Origin of the sequence: Peristeroidobacter soli, from assembly GCF_004138485.1 — a bacterium.
In the GTDB taxonomy this organism is placed as follows: Bacteria; Pseudomonadota; Gammaproteobacteria; order Steroidobacterales; family Steroidobacteraceae; genus Steroidobacter; species Steroidobacter soli.
In genome coordinates this window covers 1,428,056-1,449,888 of record NZ_RYEV01000004.1, presented here as the reverse complement: position 1 = coordinate 1,449,888, position 21,833 = coordinate 1,428,056, and the positions used below count along the sequence as shown (strand labels likewise).

Annotated in this window: 20 protein-coding genes and 1 tRNA gene; 15 read left to right on the top strand and 6 right to left on the bottom strand. The window is 62.2% G+C overall.

The window, feature by feature from the left end; all coding sequences use genetic code 11:
- The first annotated feature begins 4 nt into the window (after positions 1-4).
- Together EKO19_RS21280 and EKO19_RS21275 are read left to right on the top strand one after the other, a co-directional pair.
- Complete coding sequence (locus EKO19_RS21280) at positions 5-2,104, top strand: TonB-dependent receptor (protein ID WP_217705500.1); 2,100 nt, start codon at positions 5-7, stop codon at positions 2,102-2,104.
- A gap of 17 nt (positions 2,105-2,121) precedes the next feature.
- Positions 2,122-3,465: a neutral/alkaline non-lysosomal ceramidase N-terminal domain-containing protein gene (locus EKO19_RS21275; protein WP_129778433.1), complete on the top strand. Its 1,344-nt coding sequence runs from the start codon at positions 2,122-2,124 to the stop codon at positions 3,463-3,465.
- Positions 3,466-3,481: 16 nt separating this feature from the next.
- Here the strand turns inward: EKO19_RS21275 and EKO19_RS21270 are convergent, their stop codons facing one another.
- Entirely contained in the window at positions 3,482-4,468 is a 987-nt protein-coding gene (locus EKO19_RS21270) for an alpha/beta hydrolase (RefSeq protein ID WP_129778432.1), read from the bottom strand.
- On the bottom strand, positions 4,465-5,592 hold the full coding sequence (locus tag EKO19_RS21265) for an alpha/beta hydrolase (RefSeq protein ID WP_129778431.1): 1,128 nt from the start codon (positions 5,590-5,592) through the stop codon (positions 4,465-4,467). Before EKO19_RS21265 ends, EKO19_RS21270 begins: the two co-directional genes overlap by 4 nt.
- A gap of 121 nt (positions 5,593-5,713) precedes the next feature.
- Here EKO19_RS21265 and EKO19_RS21260 point away from each other — a divergent pair, with 121 nt between their 5' ends.
- The gene (locus tag EKO19_RS21260; protein ID WP_217705499.1) at positions 5,714-6,658 is read left to right on the top strand and encodes an SGNH/GDSL hydrolase family protein; all 945 of its coding nucleotides are present in this window, start codon (positions 5,714-5,716) and stop codon (positions 6,656-6,658) included.
- A 3-nt stretch (positions 6,659-6,661) separates the two neighbouring features.
- Here the strand turns inward: EKO19_RS21260 and EKO19_RS21255 are convergent, their stop codons facing one another.
- Positions 6,662-7,345 carry an amidohydrolase family protein gene (locus tag EKO19_RS21255; protein WP_217705498.1) on the bottom strand — a complete coding sequence of 228 codons (684 nt, stop codon included), beginning with the start codon at positions 7,343-7,345 and terminating at the stop codon, positions 6,662-6,664.
- A 29-nt stretch (positions 7,346-7,374) separates the two neighbouring features.
- Between EKO19_RS21255 and EKO19_RS39945 the strand changes: the two genes are divergently transcribed.
- Positions 7,375-7,578 carry a TonB-dependent receptor gene (locus tag EKO19_RS39945; protein WP_157995371.1) on the top strand — a complete coding sequence of 68 codons (204 nt, stop codon included), beginning with the start codon at positions 7,375-7,377 and terminating at the stop codon, positions 7,576-7,578.
- On the opposite strand, the gene EKO19_RS38880 is transcribed toward EKO19_RS39945, so the two are convergent.
- On the bottom strand, positions 7,575-8,756 hold the full coding sequence (locus EKO19_RS38880) for a sulfite exporter TauE/SafE family protein (protein ID WP_217705497.1): 1,182 nt from the start codon (positions 8,754-8,756) through the stop codon (positions 7,575-7,577). The genes EKO19_RS39945 and EKO19_RS38880 overlap by 4 nt on opposite strands.
- Between EKO19_RS38880 and EKO19_RS21240 the strand changes: the two genes are divergently transcribed.
- From EKO19_RS21240 to EKO19_RS21220, 5 genes are all read left to right on the top strand, one after another.
- Complete coding sequence (locus EKO19_RS21240) at positions 8,721-9,155, top strand: PadR family transcriptional regulator (RefSeq protein WP_217705496.1); 435 nt, start codon at positions 8,721-8,723, stop codon at positions 9,153-9,155. The genes EKO19_RS38880 and EKO19_RS21240 overlap by 36 nt on opposite strands.
- Positions 9,148-9,939 carry a siderophore-interacting protein gene (locus tag EKO19_RS21235; protein ID WP_129778427.1) on the top strand — a complete coding sequence of 264 codons (792 nt, stop codon included), beginning with the start codon at positions 9,148-9,150 and terminating at the stop codon, positions 9,937-9,939. Before EKO19_RS21240 ends, EKO19_RS21235 begins: the two co-directional genes overlap by 8 nt.
- Before the next feature lie 92 nt (positions 9,940-10,031).
- A complete protein-coding gene (locus tag EKO19_RS21230) occupies positions 10,032-10,262 on the top strand; it encodes a hypothetical protein (protein WP_129778426.1) in 231 nt (76 codons plus the stop codon).
- A gap of 51 nt (positions 10,263-10,313) precedes the next feature.
- Positions 10,314-11,444, top strand: coding sequence for an amidohydrolase family protein (locus EKO19_RS21225; protein ID WP_129778425.1), 1,131 nt, complete (start codon positions 10,314-10,316; stop codon positions 11,442-11,444).
- A 167-nt stretch (positions 11,445-11,611) separates the two neighbouring features.
- Entirely contained in the window at positions 11,612-12,634 is a 1,023-nt protein-coding gene (locus EKO19_RS21220) for a sulfate ABC transporter substrate-binding protein (protein ID WP_129778424.1), read from the top strand.
- A 163-nt stretch (positions 12,635-12,797) separates the two neighbouring features.
- Here the strand turns inward: EKO19_RS21220 and EKO19_RS21215 are convergent, their stop codons facing one another.
- On the bottom strand, positions 12,798-13,892 hold the full coding sequence (locus tag EKO19_RS21215) for a sigma-54 interaction domain-containing protein (protein ID WP_129778423.1): 1,095 nt from the start codon (positions 13,890-13,892) through the stop codon (positions 12,798-12,800).
- A 207-nt stretch (positions 13,893-14,099) separates the two neighbouring features.
- On the opposite strand from EKO19_RS21215, the gene EKO19_RS21210 reads away from it, so the two are divergent.
- Positions 14,100-14,564: a rhodanese-like domain-containing protein gene (locus tag EKO19_RS21210; protein ID WP_129778422.1), complete on the top strand. Its 465-nt coding sequence runs from the start codon at positions 14,100-14,102 to the stop codon at positions 14,562-14,564.
- Positions 14,565-14,614: 50 nt separating this feature from the next.
- On the top strand, positions 14,615-15,505 hold the full coding sequence (locus EKO19_RS21205; RefSeq protein ID WP_129778421.1) for a dienelactone hydrolase family protein: 891 nt from the start codon (positions 14,615-14,617) through the stop codon (positions 15,503-15,505).
- Between the two features lie 692 nt (positions 15,506-16,197).
- Here the strand turns inward: EKO19_RS21205 and EKO19_RS21200 are convergent.
- Positions 16,198-17,778, bottom strand: coding sequence for a chitinase (locus EKO19_RS21200; RefSeq protein ID WP_129778420.1), 1,581 nt, complete (start codon positions 17,776-17,778; stop codon positions 16,198-16,200).
- A 292-nt stretch (positions 17,779-18,070) separates the two neighbouring features.
- Here EKO19_RS21200 and EKO19_RS21195 point away from each other — a divergent pair.
- The 4 genes from EKO19_RS21195 (at position 18,071) to clpX (ending at position 21,824) form a co-directional block, all read left to right on the top strand.
- Positions 18,071-18,155 (top strand) — tRNA-Leu (locus EKO19_RS21195).
- Between the two features lie 48 nt (positions 18,156-18,203).
- On the top strand, positions 18,204-19,496 hold the full coding sequence (gene tig / locus EKO19_RS21190) for a trigger factor (protein WP_129778419.1): 1,293 nt from the start codon (positions 18,204-18,206) through the stop codon (positions 19,494-19,496).
- A 133-nt stretch (positions 19,497-19,629) separates the two neighbouring features.
- Positions 19,630-20,259, top strand: a complete 630-nt coding sequence (clpP, locus tag EKO19_RS21185) for an ATP-dependent Clp endopeptidase proteolytic subunit ClpP (RefSeq protein WP_129778418.1) — start codon at positions 19,630-19,632, stop codon at positions 20,257-20,259.
- Between the two features lie 248 nt (positions 20,260-20,507).
- A complete protein-coding gene (clpX, locus tag EKO19_RS21180; protein ID WP_116811091.1) occupies positions 20,508-21,824 on the top strand; it encodes an ATP-dependent Clp protease ATP-binding subunit ClpX in 1,317 nt (438 codons plus the stop codon).
- Positions 21,825-21,833 lie beyond the last annotated feature (9 nt).

Here is a 21,833-nt window from a genome sequence, read left to right as displayed (position 1 = left end):
CATCGTGGATAGAGTGAGATTGGTGAGCCTGGGCATGCTTGCGACCATGTCCAATCTGGCCTTGGCGCAGAACGCTGAACGTTCCAATGTGTCGCGTACCGGACTCGAAGAGGTCACGGTCACGGCGGCGAAGACCGGGGCGCAATCGTTGCAGGAGGTGCCGCTGGCCATCCAGGCTTTCGACGGTGAGTCGCTGAAGGAAAGGAACATCGCGACCATCGACGATCTGGTGACCGCCATCCCCGGCGCGTTCGAAGGGCAGCGGCAGTCGGTCGCGTCGCGGTCCTACAATCTGCGCGGTGCCGGCGGCAGCAATGCCAACGGCGATTCGCCGATCGGCTACTACCTCGACGATGTGCCGTTCATCGTCACCAATTTTGGTATCGCACCGCCGGTGCGATTCATCGACATAGAGCGGGTGGAAGTGCTGCGCGGTCCGCAAGGAACGCTGTACGGCCAGGGCTCTTCCGGCGGTGTCTTCATCTTTCACTCACGCGATCCGGACCTCAACGATTTCAAGTTCATCGGTGAAGCCGAAGTCGGATCGACCGAGGGCGCCGACTCCATGAACTATGGCGTTGCGGGCGCGGTTTCGATCCCGTTGCTCCAGGATCGTCTTGCCGTTCGTATCAGCGGCGGTCACTCGTACAACCCGGGCTGGGCGGACGCGTACAACGGGCTTTACGACGGCACGCCGGATCGGAAGGGGGTCAACGAGGTGAACGATGACGACATCCGGGTCGCCGCGCTGTTCAAGCCCACCGACAACATCAGCTTGCACGGTCAATACTGGAAGTTTCGTCCGAGGCAGGGGTTCACGGGAAATCTGGCTTCGGTCTCGGGGTCGTACTATCAGAATACGGCTGGACAGAACAGTTTTGCGGACGGCAATTTCGAGTTGTGGAGCTTCACCGCCAACATCGACTTCGAGAGCTTCTCGATCACCAGTGCCACCAGCGATCTGAAAGGTCACTTCGGCATCAACATTCCGCAATCCCCGTCGGGCTTCTTTTCGAGTCAGTTCTATCCTGAAATGTTTGCTCAAGAGCTGCGCGCGTACTCGACCGGCGCGGGACCGCTGCACTGGGTCGTTGGTGCGTCCTACCAGGACGGTGAAGGACCGCAGGACAATCAGCTCGAACGCCCCGGCGTCTCCATCGATGCCGATAACAACACCCTGACGGAGAACTACGCGTTCTTCGGTGAAGTCAGCTACGACCTGTTCGATGGCAAGCTCGTGCCGCTATTGGGACTGCGCACGTATCACGACAAGCGCACGTTCGAGGATGCGACCAGTTCGTTGGAGTCGACCAAGGATGTCGACACCTGGCGTGTGAACCTTTCCTGGCTCCCGACCGACGATCTGACCATGTTCGTCACTGCGTCCACCGGCTTCCGGGCGGGTATCGTCCAATCGCAGGTGCAAGCCGAGTCGCTGCGGCTGGCGGGCGTGCCAGCGGACATCGCGCTCGAGCCGGAGACTTCCAAGAACTATGAAGTCGGACTGAAATGGCGCCTGCCGAGCCGCGATCTCTCGATCGGCTTGAATCTATACCAGACCGAGTACAAAAACCTGCAGACGAATACTCCCGGTGGCATCGTCGGCGTGAACGGATTCTCGAACTTCGGCGATGCGACCTCGAAGGGGCTGGATTATGAGATCCAATGGCACACGCCGCTCGAGGGACTCATCGTCGGCTGGGTCGGTAACGCCAACAAATCGGAGTTCGATCGAGTCGCTCCGGCGGTGCAAGCCGCGCTGCCGTTGTTCCGGCCGGGCTCGCGCATGGTCAACTCGATCCAGCGCACCTCGCGCCTCGATGTTTCCTACAGCACCAGCTTCACGGACGCGCTGGAGGGCTTCGGCAACGTGGGCTATGGCCAGGTCGGCAACCGTTTGCAGTCGATTGGGCAGTATGCCGACTCATACAGCCTGATAAACGCAACGCTCGGCGTGCGCTTGGGCGCGTACGAGGTTGCGCTCATTGGCGACAATCTCACCGACGAGCGAGGACCTTCGATTATCGGCAACGCCGGGCGGGACTCCGGTGCGGGGCCGACGCCTCGCACGGTCGGTCTGCGGTTTCGAGCGGACTTCCAGTAACCGATCGAGGAGCTCGCATGACATTTCAATCGCTCGTGGTCGCTGGCTTGGTGGTTGGCTGTCTCGCTTCGCCGCCAGTCAGCGCGGCGCTGAGCGTCGGTGCGGCGCGAGCCGACATCACGCCCAGTGAGAAAGCGCTACCGAAAGGGTACGAGGGCATCAACGATCCGATTTTCATTCGTGCCATCGTGGTCGATGACGGAGCGACTCGGGCCGCATTGGTCACAGTCGATGCTGGCGGCCTACCCACGGATGTCTATACACAGGTCAGTCAGCAGGCGGAGCGTGAGCTTCGAATTCCTGCGAGTCATGTGCTGCTCACCGCCACTCATACCCACAGCGTCCCCTTCGGTATCGCACGGGAGTTAGCGCCGCGTATCGTCGCGGCGATCTCGCAAGCAGCTGGCCGGCTGCAGCCCGCGCGCATCGCTTACGGCACGGGTGTTTCCTATATCAATGTCAACCGCAACATCATCGATCCCAAGACGCATCGGTGGTGGGAGGGGCCGAACTACGAAGGCGTTTCCGACAAGACGGTCGCGGTCCTCGATTTCGAGGCGCTCGATGGTCGCCCCATCGCGGTGTACTACAACTACGCCGTGCATGCCGTGCTGAATGGACAGCTCGATCAGATCAGCGGCGACATTCCCGGCGCGGCCTCGCGATACATCGAGGACTCCCTCGACGATCAAGCTGTGGCGGTCTGGTCCACGGGCGCGGCCGGGGATCAGAATCCGATCTACTTTCAACAGACCTACGATTTACGGGACATTCGTATCAAGGAACATGCGACTCGCGGCATCGACATCAGTAATGCCATGCCACCGGGAGGGCAGGGCCTGAACAAGCGCGACCCCCGAGTTGCGAAGCTGATGAAACAACAGCGGCAGATGGCAAACTCGATGGGGCAGATGCTCGGCGAAGAGGTGCTGCACGTCATGCGCGCGAATGCAGAGCGTCCGATGACCGAGGCACGGATTGCGGGCGCGCAGAAATCAGTGAGCTGTCCGGGGCGCAAGCGCACGGATACCGGTCGCGCTGGATTTGCCGGCACGTACGTGGACGCCGATCCGATTCCGATTCAGCTCAGCCTGGTGAGGCTGGGGGACATCGCGATCGCCGGCGTCAACGCAGAGGTCTTCAACACCATCGCCCAGCGCTTGAAGTCGGAATCGCCGCTGAAACATACGATGATGGCGACGCTCACCAATGGCGCGGCACCGTCGGGTTACATCCCCAACGATGCGGCGTTCGGCTACAACACGTTCGAGGTCGTGTCTTCGAAACTGAAGCCCGGCTGCGCCGAAACCGCCATCGTCGACGGCTTGCTGGACCTGATCGGCGAAACCGCCAGCCCCTGACCTCAGGTCAGGGGCGTCACGCCGTTCTGGCGAGCCATTTGGCAAAGGTCGGCGTCCATTCGTCCGATGATGTGCCGGGGATGCCGACGCCGAACGCATGGCCTCCCTGCTGCAGAAAATGCGCTTCGACCGGTCGCTTCGCGGCGCGCATCGCGTCCACGAAGCGGATGCTGTTCTCGACGGGGACGGCTTCATCGTCGTATGCGTGCACGACAAAGCCAGGCGGTGTGCCGGCGCTGACGTGTCGTTCCGCCGAACGCCGCTGGATCTCGGCATCGCTGGGTTGGTCACCGAGCAGCAGCTTGCGTGACATCTCATGAGTCCACTTTGCGTCCATCGTGATCACGGGATAGATCAGCGCGACGGCGAGTGGCTGCGCACTCAGCTCATCTGCTGAATCGACACGGGCGTACGCTGGGTCGGCGTAGCTTGTCGCGAGCGTCGCGGCCAGATGTCCGCCGGCCGAGAAGCCCAATACGCTCACCTTGTCGGCGTCGATCGCGAATCGCGACGCGTTGGAACGTATGACACGCATGGCCCGCTGTGCATCCTGGAGCGGCACGTCGGCACGATGTTTCCAACCTTCGCCAGGCAGGCGATACGTGAGCACGAAGACCGTGATTCCCATGGGAGTCAAGCGTTCTGCAAGCTCCGCACCTTCGTTGGCCACCGATACGAACCAGTACGCGCCGCCGGGGATGACGAGCACGGCGTGACCATTGGCGCGCTCGGGTCGAAACACGTGAAGATCGGGTTTCAGAACATTACGCAAGAACACCGGCGGTGAGTCCGGCGGCAATGGCTGGGGCTTGAAATCGGATGCGCCGGGAGCGTCGCCCGGCCAGACCGGAAGGGTCGGCGCATCGATCCAGCTCTGCGGCAGGATTCTGGGACGGCGCGGAGCGCTGGGTTTGGTCGTTGCGGCGGCCGAGTGGGCTGTAGTTGCTGCCAGCAGCAGCGAGCCTCCTGCGGTGAGCAGCTGGCGGCGGTCGAGGCGAGTCATGTCTTCTGCCCCAGATGTTTGTCGAAGAACTTCACGATGACGTCGTAGCAGTCGCGAGATTCGGGCACGTCGACGTTGTAGAAGAAGCCGTGAAACATGCCCTCCCAGACATGCAGGTCCGTTTCGACGCCTTGCTTCACGAGCAGAGCGTGCGTGTGCACGGCGGAACTCAGATCGAAAGCTCTCGTACCCGAGACGATGAGCGTGGGAGGAAATTTGGCGAGAACCGCGGGCGAGCTGGCTGGGGCGGCCAAAGGATCGGTGATCGATACACCGGCAAGGTAGGGAAGGGCGGAAGTTGCAGGTGTGTCTCCGCGAGGTGCGCGCGGCGGCACGCGGCTCTCGCCAATCGCAGCGCTCGTATACGCGGCGTCGCCGCCGAATCCGTTTGGCGCGAGCGTCATACCCGCACAAAGAATTCCCACCGCTCCCGGGCGAGGCAGCGAATGCTGCTGAAACCACGCCACCGCCATGCCGGTGAGCATGCCGCCGGCGGAACAACCATAGATCCCGATATCTTCGGCTCGATAGCTCTTGAGCAGTTCGCGATAGGCAGAGGCGACGTCTTCGCTCGCGGCGGGAAACCGATGTTTAGGACCTTGCCGGTAATCGAGACTCACCACCCGGATGCGTCCCATTGCGGCGACCGGGATGGATTCCAGTTCCGCGCATGCCGGCCAGCAGCCCATGAATCCTCCACCATGGAGGTTGATGAGCACCCGATTGCGATTGGGCGAGGACACGCCGCTCTTCGGCAGGTACTCGTAGGCGTGCACGCCACCTAGTGAAATGTCTTTGCGCTCGACTTCGAACAGCGCCTTCTGGCGCGCGAGATAGCCTTTCAGCAGCACAGGAATGCCGTTTTCTTCGCCGCGCATCGCGGGGTTCTGCATGTTCAGCAGATGCTCCGTGACGTACGCCTTGCCTGCTGGGCTCAGGAACGCGGACATCGGTACGCTGTGCGACGGAACATGCACAGTGCCGTCCTGGTCGATTTCGACCGCCGGTGGTGTCGAGGCGGTCTGGGCCAGGCTTGCATTCGACACGGCGAAGCACAGCCCGGCGAGCGCCAGAAGCTGGATGGCGCGGCAACGATTGCCACGCCGGAGGCGATGGATGCGCATGAACTCCCCCTGGATTCGTTGAGCGGGAGCACTGTATCGGATCTGTCTGCAAAGTTGTAGCAATCGTTTGCATAAGGGATTAATGTCGCTCGCGGGGCGCGTCAGAGTAAACGGGGAACTGATGAAACCGATGTGGTCGTCGATGCCGGTGCTGACCGCGCTATTGCTGGCACCGCTGGTCCAGGCTCAGAGCGCGGACCCTCAGCAGACCAAGGCGCCGGTGGGTATCGTCGACCAGCCGTGCCCTGCCGCCACGCCTCTCAGTGCTGGCGCACGCGATCTGCTCGAGGATCTGTTCATGAAATCTCGCCGGCTCGAGCCTGCCGACATCGAGCGGCTGATCAAGGATCCCGATTTCAGCCGCTTCGTCGAGGCGAATCGTCGGCTCGGTGCCCAGGACTGGGCGGGCTTGTGTCGTTACCGCGCGGCCAACGAAGCTCTGCAGGCCAGCGGTGAACGGCCTCGCGTGGTTTTCATTGGAGATTCGATCACCGAGAACTGGTTGCTCGCGGATCCCAAATTTTTCGAGCAGGGTGTGGTCAATCGAGGCATCGGCGGGCAGACGACACCGCAGCTGCTGGTGCGCTTTCGTGCCGATGTCGTTGCGCTCAAGCCAACGGTCGTGCACATCATGGCCGGTACCAACGACGTTGCCGGCAACACCGGGCCAACGACGGCTCAGGACGTGAAGAACAATATCCTTTCCATGGTGGAGCTGGCGCGGGCCAATGGCATCCGTGTCGTTCTAGGCAGCATTCCGCCCACTGCCTCATTCAACTGGCGCCCCCAGATCGACCCTGTGCCGGCAATCAGGGCGCTCAATACCTGGTTGCGTGAGTACGCGGCCCAGAATCGATTGGAATACATCGACTATCATGCAGCGCTCGCTGGGGCCGCCGGTGAGCTCAAGCCAGAGCTCGGCAACGACGGTGTGCATCCAAACCGAGCGGGCTACCGCATCATGCAACAGCTTGCGAAAGAGAAGCTTGGGCCACTCATCGGTCCCTGCGCATGCATCAAGAATGTGAACCCGAATTCAAACGGGAGCAGCGGTGGGCCGTATTGAGACTCAGAGAGTACGAGGCAGGAATCGGCCGTTGCGTGTCGGCGTCGCGGCGCGCTCGGTCCATGCGAGTGCGCCGTTGACGAAAACATGCACCACTCCCTCGGCCATCTGAGCAGGGGATTCGTAGGTGGCGCGGTCGATGATCGTTTCCGGATCGAAAACAGTGATGTCGGCCTTCATGCCCACCGCGATCCGGCCACGATCGCGAAGAGCGAAGGTTGCCGCGGACAGACCGGTCATCTTGTGAACGGCAGTCTCCAGACTGAGCACCTGCAGATCGCGCGCATAACGACCGAGCACGCGGGGAAACGTGCCCCACAAGCGCGGATGGGGCAAGGAATCGTGGGGCAATCCATCGGAGCCGATCATGCAGCGGCGGTGTTGCATGATCTGCCGCATGTCCTGCTCGCGCATCTGAAAATAACTGGCGCCGCCAGGCATGAGTTGCTCGGCGGCGAGCGCTTCGGTCAGTCCCCACTCTTCGGCGATGCTCTTCAGCGTGCGTCCGGCCACTTCGGGGTGGGGGGTGGACCAGTTGATCAGGATTTCGACCTCGCCGTCGGCCAGGTCGGGCCGAATGATGGTGGAGCCGGCTGTATAGGGATAGCAATCGAGATGCACGGGTTGCTCGCGGCGGGCGGAGTCGATCAATCCGAGCAACTCGTCGGCCCGGCCCCAGTTGCGCACGCCGGCACATTTATAACGACGCGTTGAACGTGCAGGACTCTTATGGATTGCTCAACGCCTCGCTCGCGCTCAGCTCAGCGGACAATGACTGGTCGCTCTCCGGCTGGATACGCAATGCGTTCGATGAGCGTTATCTGAGTCAGGCCAACGTGAAGCCCGGTGCCGCTCCCTCCCGTGCGGGTTCGCTCGGGGCGCCACGAATGTACGGGGCTACACTGACCTATCGGTTCTAATCTATGAGGTCAAGGTGGGGCCACGCCTTGAACAGCAATTCCAGTCCCACCACGATCATCAACACATAAATAATAGTGATGAAGCGCTCGGCGTTGACGCGCCTGACCAGCCACACGCCGAGCAGGGTCGAGGCGATTGCCAGGGGCACCAGCACCGCCGCGGCGGTCAGGTTCTCGTGCGTGAACTGTCCGAGCGCCATGTACGCCGGAATCTTGAACAGGTTGATGACCGCGAAAAAGATCGCCGTGGTGCCGACCAGCACTTGAGGCGACAACCCTTTCGGCAGCACCCACATTTGAAAAGGGGGCTGGCCTGCATGCGCGACTTGCGATGTGAATCCCGATGCAAAGCCAAGCGCTGCGCCGAGTGCGCGAGGGGCATTGCTGGAAACGGGCACGCGGCCGCCGCGAGAAATCCACAGGCGATAGCACGCGAACACGACTGAGATCGCGCCGAGAACCGCGAGCACCACGGTCGCGGATACTTTTGCGGCCAGAAAATAGGCTGCGACGATGCCGGCCATCGCGGATGGAATCATCAACGCGAGCACCTCGCGATCCCAATTCTTTCGAAAGGCCCACACCCCCACCGCGTCCTGCACGACGAGGACCGGCAGCAGGATCGCGGCCGCCTGCACCGGCGAAATTCTGAGCGCGAGCAAGGGCAGGGCGATGGCACCGACGCCGGCGAAGCCGCCTTTAGCGAGGCCGAGCAGGATGACCGCGGGGATGGCGAGTAGATAGAACGTTGGATCGGTGAGCATGGACGACCGCTCGGTATGAGCGCGGACTGGAGTGTTTGTTCTGGGCGCGCGCATCTTGCCATGAGGTGGCGCGCGGACGGGCCTTACGGGTTGGTCGGATGAAAGATGCTCTTGAAAGATACATTGGAACGATATATCGTTTGTCCCGTACTCAAGTACCAATAAAGGTTTAAGTTCATGTTTCATAGAATGTTTTTTGGCCACCATGGCCAGGGTTTCGAGCGCCATGCTCATCACCATCACTTCGGTCATTGGGGTGGTCGAGGGGGCGGCGGCGGGCCGCGCGGCATGTTTTTCGGCGGCCCGGGCGGCCGCGGCGGTTTCGGGCGGGGCGGTGGCGGCGGTGGTCGCCGGTTCGGGCCCGGCGATCTGCGATTGATGTTGCTGTCTTTGATCGAGGAGAAGCAGCGCCACGGTTATGAGCTGATCAAGGAGCTCGAGCTGAAGTTCGGTGGCTCGTATGCGCCGAGTCCCGGCTCGGTGTATCCCACGCTCACGCTGCTCGAAGAGTTGGGGCAGGTGCGCTCCACCACGACCGAAGGCAGCAAGCGCCTGTACGAGATCACCGACGAGGGTCGGCGTTACTTGCGCGAGAACGAAGCGATGCTGAACAGCGTCAGAAAGCGCATGGCGATGGCGGCGCGCGCGGCGTCGGGCGAAATGCCGCCGGAAGATCTGCATCACGCCATGCATACGTTGCGGGCGGCGCTGATGTTTCATCGTGGCGGTTGGAGCGAAGCAGAGACCGAGCGCGTGCGCCGGATCATCGAAGCTGCCGCCGAGGAAATCTCACAAGGTCGCGACAATGAGTAACCTGCCGAATATCACTCGGGTGCGACACGAGGTGCGCATGCGGCGCACGGTCGTGTCGCACGTCGAAACGATCGCGCCGAAGATGAAGCGAATCACCGTGAAGAGCGACGAGCTGCGCGGCTTCACTTCGCTCGGCTTCGACGATCACATCAAGTTGATTTTTCCAAATCCGGACGGCGAGTTGAACCTCGCTCCACCGGGCGCGGACGGCGCGTCGGAACGAGTCATGCGTGACTTCACGCCTCGTAGTTTCGATGCGGAGGCCGGCGTGTTGGCGGTCGACTTCGTGATTCACGACGACGGGCCGGCGACCACTTGGGCAGCCAATGCCAGAATCGGCAGCGTGCTCGGCGTCGGTGGGCCGCGAGGCTCGGCGGTCATTTCCACGGAAGGCATCGGCCTGCATCTGTTGATCGGCGATGAAACCGCGTTGCCCGCTATCGCTCGTCGCCTGGAGGAACTGCCGGCGGGGACGAATGCTCTGGTCGTTGCCGAAGTGGCGCCAGGTTTTGAATTGCCGTTGTCGAGTCGCGCCAATCTGCAAGTCATGTGGGTGCCGAGAACGGATCCAAACGCCGTGACAGGTGAGTCTCTACTTGGGGCGCTGGACGATCTGCCGATCATGAAGGAAGGGTGTTTTGCCTGGGCGGCGACCGAGACACAGGCGGTCCGCGCGATTCGTCGATATCTGGTCGAAGGGCGGGGCTTCGACAAGCGTTGGGTGAAAGCGGCGGGCTATTGGCAACGCGGCGCCGTCGGCTCGCACGTCGTAGTCGAAGACTGACTCGACGTGACCGAAATGAAACCGGCTCGCGACTGAGTTCGTGACCCGGCCGGGACTAGACTGCTGCGTCTGTTCCGACCCGCGAGCCCATCATGCAGTCGCTCACCCAAGCAGCTCCGCCGCGCGAGTATCGCGGCTGCGTGCCGATCGACGGCTACGTGCACAAGTTTCGCTTGGAGTCGCGCGAAGAAGCGGCAGCCGAGAACTGGCAGCAAGTGGAGACGACGCCGACGGTCAGCCTCGGCGGATTGCTCGGCAAGTTTCTCCTGTCTGCTGTCGCCTTGGCGGGCATCGCCGCTGCTGGCGTGAGTGCTCTGATCTAAAAACAACTCGAATCAGCTGAGGCGCTGCCGGCTCCCGGCGCGCGAGTTCACATGTTCAATCGACGTCAGTTTCTCAATGGCGCGCTCGCTACGGCCGCGACGCTTTCGACTGGATTGCATACCCGTCCGCTCTTTGCGGCCGGCACACCGCGAGCGTTAGTGGATTGGCACAGTCATTACGTGTCGCGTGCCGAAATGAAATTCCTCGCGACGCGAACGCAGCCACCGAAACTGGTGACTGGCGCTGAGGGCATCACTCAACTCGACAACGCGACGACGGTGTCTGCCGTCGGCGGACCGGGCGCCTTTGCGCCGTCCGACATTCAGGCGCGCCTGCGCAATCTCGACAAGAACGGCATTCAACGACAGCTGCTCACGCACACGGTGGCGTTGGGGTTCGATGCGAGCTTGCCGATCGAAGAACAGCGCACGCTGTATCGCGCATTCAACGATGAGCTCGCTGAGATCGTCTCGAAGCATCGTCCGCGGTTCCTTGCGGTGGCGGCGCTGCCGGCGTCGGATCCAGTCTGGGCCGCGCAAGAGTTGACGCGTGCGCATCGTGAGCTGGGCTTCATCGGTGGTTCGCTGCCGTTGAATGCGTTCTCCACGCTGGCTGGTGCCCGGACGTTGCAGCCGCTGTTCGATGCGGCACAGAAGCTCAACAGTCATTTTTTTATTCATCGCGGTCCGGCCAGCGATCGCGTCCCCGGTCAGCCGCCGTTGGTCGTGCCGGAAGACACGGCCTACGCGCGCTGGAATCTCATCAGCAACTCGCATCTCGCGGCCGGCGCGATCACGCTCGGGCTGACCGACTTCCTCGATCCGTATCCGGATGTGAGTGTCGAGATCATCATGCTCGGTGGCTTCTTCACTCATTTGTTCGACAGCATCATTCCGGCAGCGCGCGCCAACGGTGTTGCGGACCCGCTGCAGAAGCTGCGACGGATTTACATCGACACTGGCCCGTACTCGGTGCGCAACGCCGGCTGGGTGCGTTACGCGTGCGACAAGATCGGCGCGGACCGCATCCTGTTCGGCACCGACTATGGTGTCGGCGGTGGGGATCGCGGCGATGTCGGGCCGGCACTCGATACGCTCGATACCGCGCTTACGTCCGAGCAAAAGCAAGCTATCTACTTCGACAACACACGTGTGCTGCTGGCCTCCAAAGGGCTGAGCTAGCCGTCACGTGATTGTAACAACTGCTGAGACTTGCACACTCCACCGACATTGCTGCTGAGTCCTGTGCAGCCTGGGTCGGCGAAGCAGCGCAAAAGCCGCGCCAACCGGGATCTTTTACGCTGGCACACATGTTGCTCACATCAGATTCCCAACTCCGGAGATCCTTCATGTCACGCCGTTTCATCCATAGCAGTCTGCTGGCCGCCGCGGCTGCGACCCTCACTTTGCTGGGCGGTCCCGTCCAGGCCAAGGACGTGGAGCTGCTCAATGTTTCCTACGATCCGACGCGCGAGCTCTACGAGGAATACAACAAAGTCTTCGGCGCCTACTGGCAGCAGAAGACCGGCGACAAGGTGATCGTCAAGCAGTCGCACGGCGGCTCTGGCAAACAGGCGCGCTCGGTGATCGATGGTTTGCAAGCGGATGTGGTCACGCTCGCGCTGGCCGCGGACATCGACGGCATCGCCGACCATGCCAAGCTGCTGTCGAACGACTGGGCCGCCCGCCTGCCGCACAACAGCTCGCCGTACACCTCGACCATCGTGTTCCTGGTGCGCAAGGGAAATCCGAAGGGCATCAAGGATTGGGGTGACCTGGTGAAGCCGGGTATCTCCGTGATCACGCCGAACCCGAAGACCTCGGGCGGCGCGCGTTGGAATTATCTCGCGGCGTGGGGCTGGGCGCTGAAGCAGCCGGGCGGCAGCGATGCGACGGCGCAGGCGTTCGTGCAGAAGCTCTATAAGAATGTGCCCGTGCTGGACAGCGGCGCTCGCGGTTCGACCACGACGTTTGCTCAGCGCGGTCTGGGCGATGTGTTGCTCGCGTGGGAGAACGAAGCGTTCCTCGCGTTCAAGGAATTCGGTGCCGACAAGTTCGAAATCGTCGCGCCCTCGGTCAGCGTGCTCGCCGAGCCGCCGGTCGCGGTGGTCGACAAGAACGCCGAGCGTCATGGCACGAGCGCCGTTGCGAAGGCGTATCTGGAATATCTCTACACCGACGCGGGTCAGGAAGTGGCGGCGAAGAATTACTATCGCCCGACCACGCCCGCGATCCTGGCGAAGTACAGCAAGACCTTCCCGAAGATTGGCACGCTGGTGACCATCGCCGACTTCGGCGGCTGGACCAAGGCGCAAGCCAAGCACTTCGCCGATGGTGGCGTGTTCGACAAGATCTACTCGCCGACGACCTGATCGTGGACAAGTCAGGCGCCTGCAATGATGACATCGCAGGCGCCGTGATCGAGCCAGTGCCGCCGGCGAGACGATTCAACCTACAGCACGGCGGGCCCGGCTGGGGCGGGAAGCGACAGCCCTCGGGACCGCTGTGCCGGACAAACCAACTGACCGCGCTCGTTCAGTCGGATGCGGGAACGAGTCGCAAGTCTGGATATTCATCCGCCACCGCGTCGTTGCTGATGAGCCCGAGGCGCTTGAGCAACGTGCGCAGGACGTTGCGGGAGATTCCCAGCAAGCGCGCCGTCTGCACCTGATTCTGGCTGCAGTAAGAGAACGCGCGGCGCACGATCAATTCTTCCAGCGACTGATACAACTCGGTCGGCGAACTCGCGAACAGCTTGTCGAGCTGCGTGGCAATGTTTTCGATCGGGCTCAACGTTGGAGTCAGTGCCGCGGTCTGAGGCGCGGCGGCGAAGCGGAGATGTTCCGGACGAATATCCCCGTCTGCCGACAGCAGTGCGAAGTGAATGACATTCTCCAGCTCACGAATGTTGCCGGGCCACGCATAACTCAGCAGGGCTCGACGCGTGTCCAACCCCAGCACGGGCGGGCGCACACGCAGCTGCTGCGCGTACTTGGATAGAAAGTGCTCGGCTAACGGCATGATGTCGCCGTGCCGTTCACGCAGTGGCGGCAGGTCAAAAGTTGCGACGTTGAGTCGATAGTACAGATCGAGGCGGAAGCGTCCGGCGGTCACCGCTTCAGCCAGATTGACGTTCGTGGCTGCCACCAGCCGCACGTCGAGCGGGATCGCCTTGCGTGAGCCGACGCGAACAACCTCACGCTCCTGCAAGACGCGTAACAACTTCACTTGCAGCGGCAACGGCAGATCGCCGATCTCATCCAGAAACAACGTGCCGCCGTTCGCCGCTTCGAACCAGCCGGCGCGAGTTTCATCGGCACCGGTGAACGAGCCGGCCTGATGACCGAACAGCTCCGCTTCCGCCAGCGATTGTGACAAGGCACCGCAGTTGACCGCGACGAACGCACCTTTGCGTCCGCTCTGCGAATGCAGGTGACGCGCGATGAGTTCTTTGCCGGTGCCGGTTTCGCCGACGATCAGCACCGGCGCAGCGGCCGGCGCCACTCGATCCAGCTGCTGAAGCAGCGTTCGCGATTTCGGATCGGCGAAGATCGCCGCCTTGGCGCGGATCGAGGTGGGATGAGCGGAGGCGTCGGGATACACGAGTAATCGTCCGTGGGGATCGCTCATAAAATTCCGCGGGTGGTTGACGCAACCAGTATTGACGACTCGCAATCCATGCACAAAGAGCGGGGCGATATCAGCTCATGAGCAATCGGACCGTGACTGGTTTGTCACAGCTGGAAACGTTATCTGTAAATGCATTGTTACCTCTCACGGCCGCGCTGAGCGGCTCTTAGACTGCGCGGACTTTTCCAATCTCCGCTGGAGTCTGTCATGCGAGTGTCACGTTCGTTTTCGTTCCGGGCGCTGTCCGTGCTGCTGGTCAGTCTGGTTGCGTCTCTCGCGTTCGCTCAAGGCAAGGACGAGTCGAAGACACCGGTCCTGACGCGCGCGCAGTTCGATCAATTGCTGGCCAGGCCGGACCAACTGCTCATCATCGACCTGCGGCGCCCGGATGAGCTCACCACGGTCGGTGGCTTGCCGGTCTATCTCAGCATTCAGGCGGCGGATCTGGACAAGAGCCTGGCATGGATTCCCAAGGACCGGAAGATCGTGACCGTGTCCAACCACGCGGGCCGCGCCGGTAAGGCCGGCGATCTGCTCGCCGCCAGGGGCTTCAACGTGGTCGGTCGCGTCGGCGTGCAAAATTATGAGGCGGAGGGCGGCAAGCTCACCAGGATTGCGCCCAAGGCGCCGGCCGGACAGCAGAAAAATGCACAGGCGGCGGCTCAACACTGATTGTGTTATAGATCGTCGCGATGGACTCTCCCGTCAGGTGAAGGCAGCCCATGAGCAACAACCCAACCCAAAAATTTCCGCCCGAAGTCTGGAAGCTGTTCGACAAGTACGTGCACGGCGCGATCTCGCGGCGTGAATTCATCGACGGCGCCGGCGCGTTTGCCGTCGCTGGCATGAGCGGCGCGGCGATTCTCGATGCGCTCAATCCGAAGTTCGCTGAAGCCCAGCAGATCGCACCGACGGATGCGCGCATCAAGGCGGAGTACGTCGAGATTCCGGTGCCGGGTTACGGCAAGTTGCGTGGCTATCTGGTGAAGCCCGCCTCCGCGAAGGGCAAGTTGCCGACGGTGCTGGTCGTGCACGAGAACCGAGGCTTGAATTCTCATATCGAGGATGTGGCTCGCCGAGTCGCGCTGGAGAACTTCATCGCGTTCGCGCCGGATGCATTGTTTCCTCTCGGAGGCTATCCGGGCGATGAGGACAAGGCGCGCGAGCTGTTCCAGAAACTGGATCAGGCCAAGACGCGTGAAGATTTCGTCGCGGCCGCGGCGTACTTGAAGAAGCTGCCGGGCGGGAGTGGCAAGGTCGGTGTGACCGGTTTCTGCTACGGCGGCGGTGTTGCGAACTTCCTCGCCACCAAGGTGGCCGATCTCGCTGCAGCCGTACCGTTCTACGGGACGCCGCCGGCGCCGGAAGAGGCTGGCAATATCAAGGCGCCGTTGTTACTGCAGTTTGCGGAGACGGATGAGCGGATCAATGCGGCGTGGCCGGCGTCGGAAGAGGCGTTGAAGAAGGCGGGTGTGAAGTACACGGCGTATATCTATCCCGGGACACAGCACGGTTTCAACAACGACACGACGCCGAGATATAACAAGGAGGCGGCGGATCTGGCGTGGAAGAGGACGATTGAATTTTTCAAGGAGAACCTGCGGGCGTCGTGACCTTACCGCATAACGCCGCCGCTAATTTTTTGCAATTTCCGCTGATGCAAGAGGCCGCCGCAGTCCGGCGGCCTCCTTGCAATTGAGACCAACGCCAGCTGGGGCCGCCGATTCCGGCGGCCTCCTGCAATTGAGATCAACGCTAGCTGGGGCTGCCGATTCCGGCCCTCTTTGCAATTGAGACCAACGCTAGCTGGGGCTGCCGATTCCGGCGGCCTCTTTGCAATTGAGACCAACGCTCGCTGGGGCTGCCGATTCCGGCGGCCTCCTTGCGATTGAGACCAACGCTAGCTGGGGCTGCCGATTCCGGCGGCCCCTCTGCAATTGAGACCAACGCTCGCTAGGGCTGCCGATTCCGGCGGCCCCTCTGCAATTGAGACCAACGCTCGCTAGGGCTGCCGATTCCGGCGGCCTCTTTGCAATTGAGGCCAACGCTCGCTAGGGCTGCCGATTCCGGCCCTCTTTGCAATCGAGACAAACGTTGTGGCGACGGCCGGGGCTGACTATGTTCTCCCGGCAATTGGATCCACCGGGGACGGTGGTCCGATAGCAGCTACATGGATGTACAGCAACGGAGCGCGCGACAGCGCGAGCGAAGCGATGCTCCGGCGTGCGCCGCGGTGCCGGGAGGAGATGGTCAGCCCGGGGCGGCGCGGGCCACTGACGCCCGCGCCGCCGAACGCTACCTCGAGTTAGCGAGTTACAGCCGGCAGGCCATTCAACACCGGCCTCACGCCGCGTGAAAACACAAACCCGTTGAACCGATCCCAGTTGATCGAGAACGTCATCACGCCGCGGAAGTTGTTATATCCGCCGGGATTCCGCAGCACATAGCGCCCGCCGTACGACTGGCCGCGAACCAGATAGTTGATGGCTTTAGCAACTTCGGCAGGCGGCGTGTAGCCGCTGCCGGCGGCCTGAGGGGACGAGGGCAGGCCGATCATGACTTGATCGGGGCGCAAGGCGGGGAAGAAACGATCTGGATTGCCGGCGACCGGGAAGCCGGTCATCAGCATCTCCGCCATCGCCACTTGAAAGTCCGCGGTAGCCGACGCGTATGCCACACCATCCAACCCGAGCACCGTGCCCGTGTTGTAGTGCTGCACGTGAATGAACGTCAGAATGTCACGCACGCCATGGATCACCGGCAGATACGCGCCGGCCGCGCCACCGTAGGCCTGGAAGCCCACCTGCACATAGAACGTTTCCGGCGCCATCGACAGAATGAAATCGCTACCGAAACGTGACTTCAGCGTCCTCAGCGCCGAGATCAAATTCACCACCTTCGGCGTGGTCGGCGAACGGAAATCCAGATCGCCTGCGTTCAGACTCAGCGAGCTGCCTTCGAAGTCGATGTCGACGCCGTTCAGTCCATACACCGTGATGATGTTCGCGACCGAGTTGATGAAATTCTGTTTGTCAGTCTCATTGTTCAGCTCGACGACCGTGTTCGCACCGCCGATCGACAGCAGCACTTTCTTGCCTTCGCGCTTCAACTGAGCCACGTCCGACTGAATCTCGGCCTGCGACGTGCGCGTGTCCGGAACGAACTGAATCAGCGATCGGCTGCCCGGCGCCGATTCGGCAAACGACAGATTGATCACATCGAAATCGCGCGACACGTCGCGCAGCTTGATGAAGCCCGAGCCATTCTCGAAGTTGTGCCAGTAGCCGACGAACGTGCGTCCCGGCACCGGTCCGCCGCCACCGCCGCCATTGTTATTGGGCAGCGTCGTCGCGCTGACCTGATTGCTCGCAGGAGACAGGTTGCCCGCGGCATCGCGAGCGCGAACGGAATAGGTGTACGTCGTGCTCGGTGACAGACCTGAAGAGGTGAACGTCGTCGCCGCGCTGCCCGTGAGTGTGGCGGCATTCTGAACGATGTCGTAGCGAGTCACGCCGACGTTGTCGGTCGATGCATCCCACGCAAGCGAAACACTCGATGACGTCGTGCCGGTGATTCTCACATTCCTCGGCGCGGTCGGCGCTTGAGTGTCACCGCCACCGCCTCCACCACCTCCGCCGGTGTCAGTGCCGATGTTCAGCCACAGTGCCGGTGTGTTGATCGGCTCCCAGGTGACGAGCGACGTGTGGGCCTGACGACATTGATAAACAGCTCCTTGGTAAGTGACCTTTGAGTTCACCGCATACGCGGTGTTGGGTGCCCACGCGGGAATCGATTGCGCGTGGGAGGCCGAGAAGAACAACGTCATCGCGGCCAGTAACAGCAGCGACAACAACCAGCGTTGGTTGCGAGCGAGAGTTGGGTTCATGAACGTCCTTGAGTGGCGAGCCCGGCGCGGGGGATGCGCCGGAAGCTCCTGGATGTTCGCCACCCCTCGGACAACAGATGTGGCCCGCGCCATGGCCGAATGGCGACAGTCCGGGCGCCGGGCGTCGGGTTCAGGGCTTGGGTTCTCCGGCGTTCTCGAATGGCAAGGGCTGCTCGGGTATACTCCGCGGCCCCCCGCGGGGGAGGCCGGCTGAGCCGGTCCCAAAACGCATATATATGTGTGGGTTAGGGGCCGAAGGCGGTCTTGAACGACGGCTCGGCGGCGGTGGACCGCGAAAGTGGCGGAACTGGTAGACGCGCTGGATTTAGGTTCCAGTGGGTAACCCCGTGAGGGTTCGAGTCCCTCCTTTCGCACCAGGCGCCTTTAACGCATTACTCATTCGTGACTTGAGGCAGGTTTCGACCATGCAGGTTTCAGTTGAATCGACCGGGGCCCTGGAGCGCCGGATGGAAGTGCAGGTTCCGGCCGAACGCGTCGAAAAGGCCGTCGACGAGCGGCTGCAGCGCATGAGCCGCACGGTACGCCTGAAGGGCTTCCGGCCGGGCAAAGTGCCGGTGAAAGTAGTGCGCCAGCAGTTTGGCCAGCAGGTCCGTCAGGAAGTGCTGGGCGATGTCATGCAGAGCACGTTCAACGAAGCCGTGGTGCAGGAAAAGCTGACGCCGGCCGGTGGCCCGCGCATCGAACCGATCAATCTCGAGCAGGGCGCGGACCTGAAATATGCCGCGATCTTCGAGGTCGTGCCGCAGATCGAGATCAAGGGCGTCGAGAGCCTGAACGTCGAGCGTCCGGCCGCGACGGTCAGCGAAGCCGACGTGGACGCCATGATCCAGAACCTGCGCGAGCAGCGTCCGACCTACAACGCCGTGGAGCGTGAAGCGCGCGACACCGATCGCGTCACCATCGATTTCGACGGCACCATCGACGGCGTGCCGTTCGAAGGCGGCAAGGCCGAGAACTTCCCGATCGACCTCGGTGCCGGCCGCATGCTGGCCGATTTCGAGGCCGGTCTGCGCGGTGCCAAGGCGGGCGACAAGAAGGACATCGAAATGACCTTCCCGGCCAGCTATGCCGCCAATCTGGCCGGTAAACAGGCCAAATTCGCCGTCACTGTGCACAAGGTCGAAGAGCGCCAGCTGCCCGAGCTGAACGACGAGTTCGCCAAGGTCTACGGGGTGGAAGAGGGCGGCATCGAGCGCCTGCGCACCGAAGTCCAGGAGAACATGGAGCGGGAGCTGGGCGAGGCCATCAAGGCGCGCGTCAAAAAGCAGATCCTGGACGGCCTGCTGGCCGCCAATCCGATCGAGCTGCCGAAGTCCATGGTCGACGCCCAGGTGCGTGAGCTGCAGCTCGACGCCGCCCGTCGCATGGGCGCTCGCGACGCCTCGCAGATCCCGCCGCCGGACGGTTTCCAGGAGCCGGCGCGTCGGCGCGTGGCGCTGTCGCTGCTGATCGGCGAGATCATCCGCAACGCCAGCATCCAGGTCGACCAGGCGCAGGTGCAGGCCCGTTTCGAAGAGCTGGCCGCGCAGTATCCGGACCAGGGCCAGGCCCTGCAGCAGTACCGCGCCAATCCGCAGTTCCGCCGGCAGATGGAATCGGCGGTGCTGGAGGATCAGGTCATCGACTGGCTCGCGCAGCGCGCCCAGGTCGCCGACAAGGCGTCGAGTTTCAAGGAAATCATGAATTTCGGCGCGTAATCCTGACTTCCTGGCAGAAAGCGGGAACGGCGTGCGGCGGTCGCTAGTGCAGGGGCACTTGCCTCTTCTAAACTAGACCCCACTCATCGCTGACCCGCTTTCTTCACCGTTTACGTTAAAGCAGCAACCATAGATGGCCACCATGAATCTTGTCCCGATGGTCGTCGAGCAGACCGCTCGCGGCGAACGCGCTTATGACATCTACTCGCGGCTGCTGAAAGAGCGCGTGATCTTCATCGTGGGTCCGATCGAGGACCACATGGCCAACCTGGTGGTGGCGCAGCTGCTGTTCCTGGAATCGGAAAATCCGGACAAGGACATTTCGCTGTATATCAACTCGCCGGGCGGCTCGGTCAGCGCCGGCCTGTCGATCTACGACACCATGCAGTTCATCAAGCCGGACGTGAGCACCATGTGCGTCGGCCAGGCGGCCAGCATGGGCGCCGTGCTGCTGGCGGGCGGTGCCAAGGGCAAGCGCTATGCCCTGCCGCACTCCCGGATGATGATTCATCAGCCGTTGGCCGGCTTCCAGGGCCAGGCTTCGGACATCGACATTCATGCCCGCGAGGTGCTGGAAACCCGCGAGCGGCTGAACCGCATCCTGTCCAAGCACACCGGCCAGACGGTCGAACGCATCGGCAAAGACACCGACCGTGACAATTTCATGGGCGGCGAGGCTGCGGTGGGCTATGGGCTGATCGATCGCGTGATGGAAAAGCGCGGCGAGCCGGCCTTGGTGGCGGCTGTGGCGGGCGGGCGCTGAAGAGCCATTGAAGGCCGTCTCCGACGGCCTCATTGATGGCATACAGGAAGGGCGATTTCGGTAGGGGTTTCCCTGCACTCCCTGGCGGGGGAGAAGCCTGCAAAAACGCTGGAAAGAGCGTCTTTGCAGCCTGATAGCGGCGCGTGCTATATAGCCCGGACGCAATAGTGTCGCGACCGTGACGCGATTTCGTAACACGCTGGGACCTGAAGAAGTGTCTGATTCGTCCCGGTTTTCGAGGGTAATGCATGTCCGACGATTCCCGCGGCAAACACGACGACGGCAAGCTTCTGTACTGCTCGTTCTGCGGCAAGAGCCAACACGAAGTACGCAAGCTGATCGCCGGTCCGTCGGTGTTCGTCTGCGACGAGTGCGTGGAGCTCTGTAACGACATCATTCGTGAAGAGCTCGAAGAACGCGCCGAGCGCACGCGAGACAAACTCCCGCGCCCCCACGAGATCAAGAAGGTCCTCGACGAGTATGTGATCGGTCAGCCGCGCGCCAAAAAGGTGTTGTCGGTGGCCGTCTACAATCACTACAAGCGATTGCAGACCAAGACCTCGGAAGCGCGCGCCAAAGACGAAGTCGAGCTCGCCAAGAGCAACATCCTGCTGATCGGCCCGACCGGCTGCGGCAAGACGTTGCTGGCCGAGACGCTGGCCCGTCTGTTGAACGTTCCGTTCACGATTGCCGATGCCACGACGCTGACCGAAGCCGGTTACGTCGGCGAGGACGTCGAGAACATCATTCAGAAGCTGCTGCAGAAGTGCGACTACGACGTCGAGAAGGCGCAGACCGGTATCGTCTACATCGACGAAATCGACAAGATCTCGCGCAAGTCCGACAACCCGTCCATCACGCGCGACGTGTCGGGCGAGGGCGTGCAGCAGGCACTGTTGAAGCTCATCGAAGGCACGATCGCCTCGGTGCCGCCGCAGGGCGGTCGTAAACATCCCCAGCAGGAATTCCTGCAGGTGGACACCAGCAACATCCTGTTCATTTGCGGTGGCGCCTTCGCGGGGCTGGAAAAGATCATCATGAACCGCACGCAGAAGACGGGCATCGGCTTCACCGCCGACGTGCGTCAGACCAGCGAGCGTCCGCATGGCTCCGACGTGTTCCACGATGTGGAGCCGGAGGATCTGATCAAGTTCGGCCTGATTCCGGAATTCGTCGGCCGTCTGCCGGTGGTGGCGACGCTCGATGAGCTGGACGAAGCCGCGCTGGTGTCGATCCTGCTCGAGCCCAAGAACGCGCTCAGCAAGCAGTATCGCAAGCTGTTCGACATGGAAGGCGTGGAGCTGGAGTTCCGCACCGACGCGCTCAAGGCCGTGGCCAAGAAAGCCATGCAGCGTAAGACGGGCGCGCGCGGTCTGCGCACCATTCTGGAGAATGTGCTGCTCGAAACCATGTACGAATTGCCGTCGCTGCGTAACGTGCAAAAAGTCGTGGTCGATGAGCAGGTCATCCTCGGAGAGAGCAAGCCGTATGTGTTGTACGGCAACGCCGACGACGGCCGTCTCGCCGCGGTTGAAGAGCGCCGCCCGACGGGCAGCGACCACTGAGACGTAGCA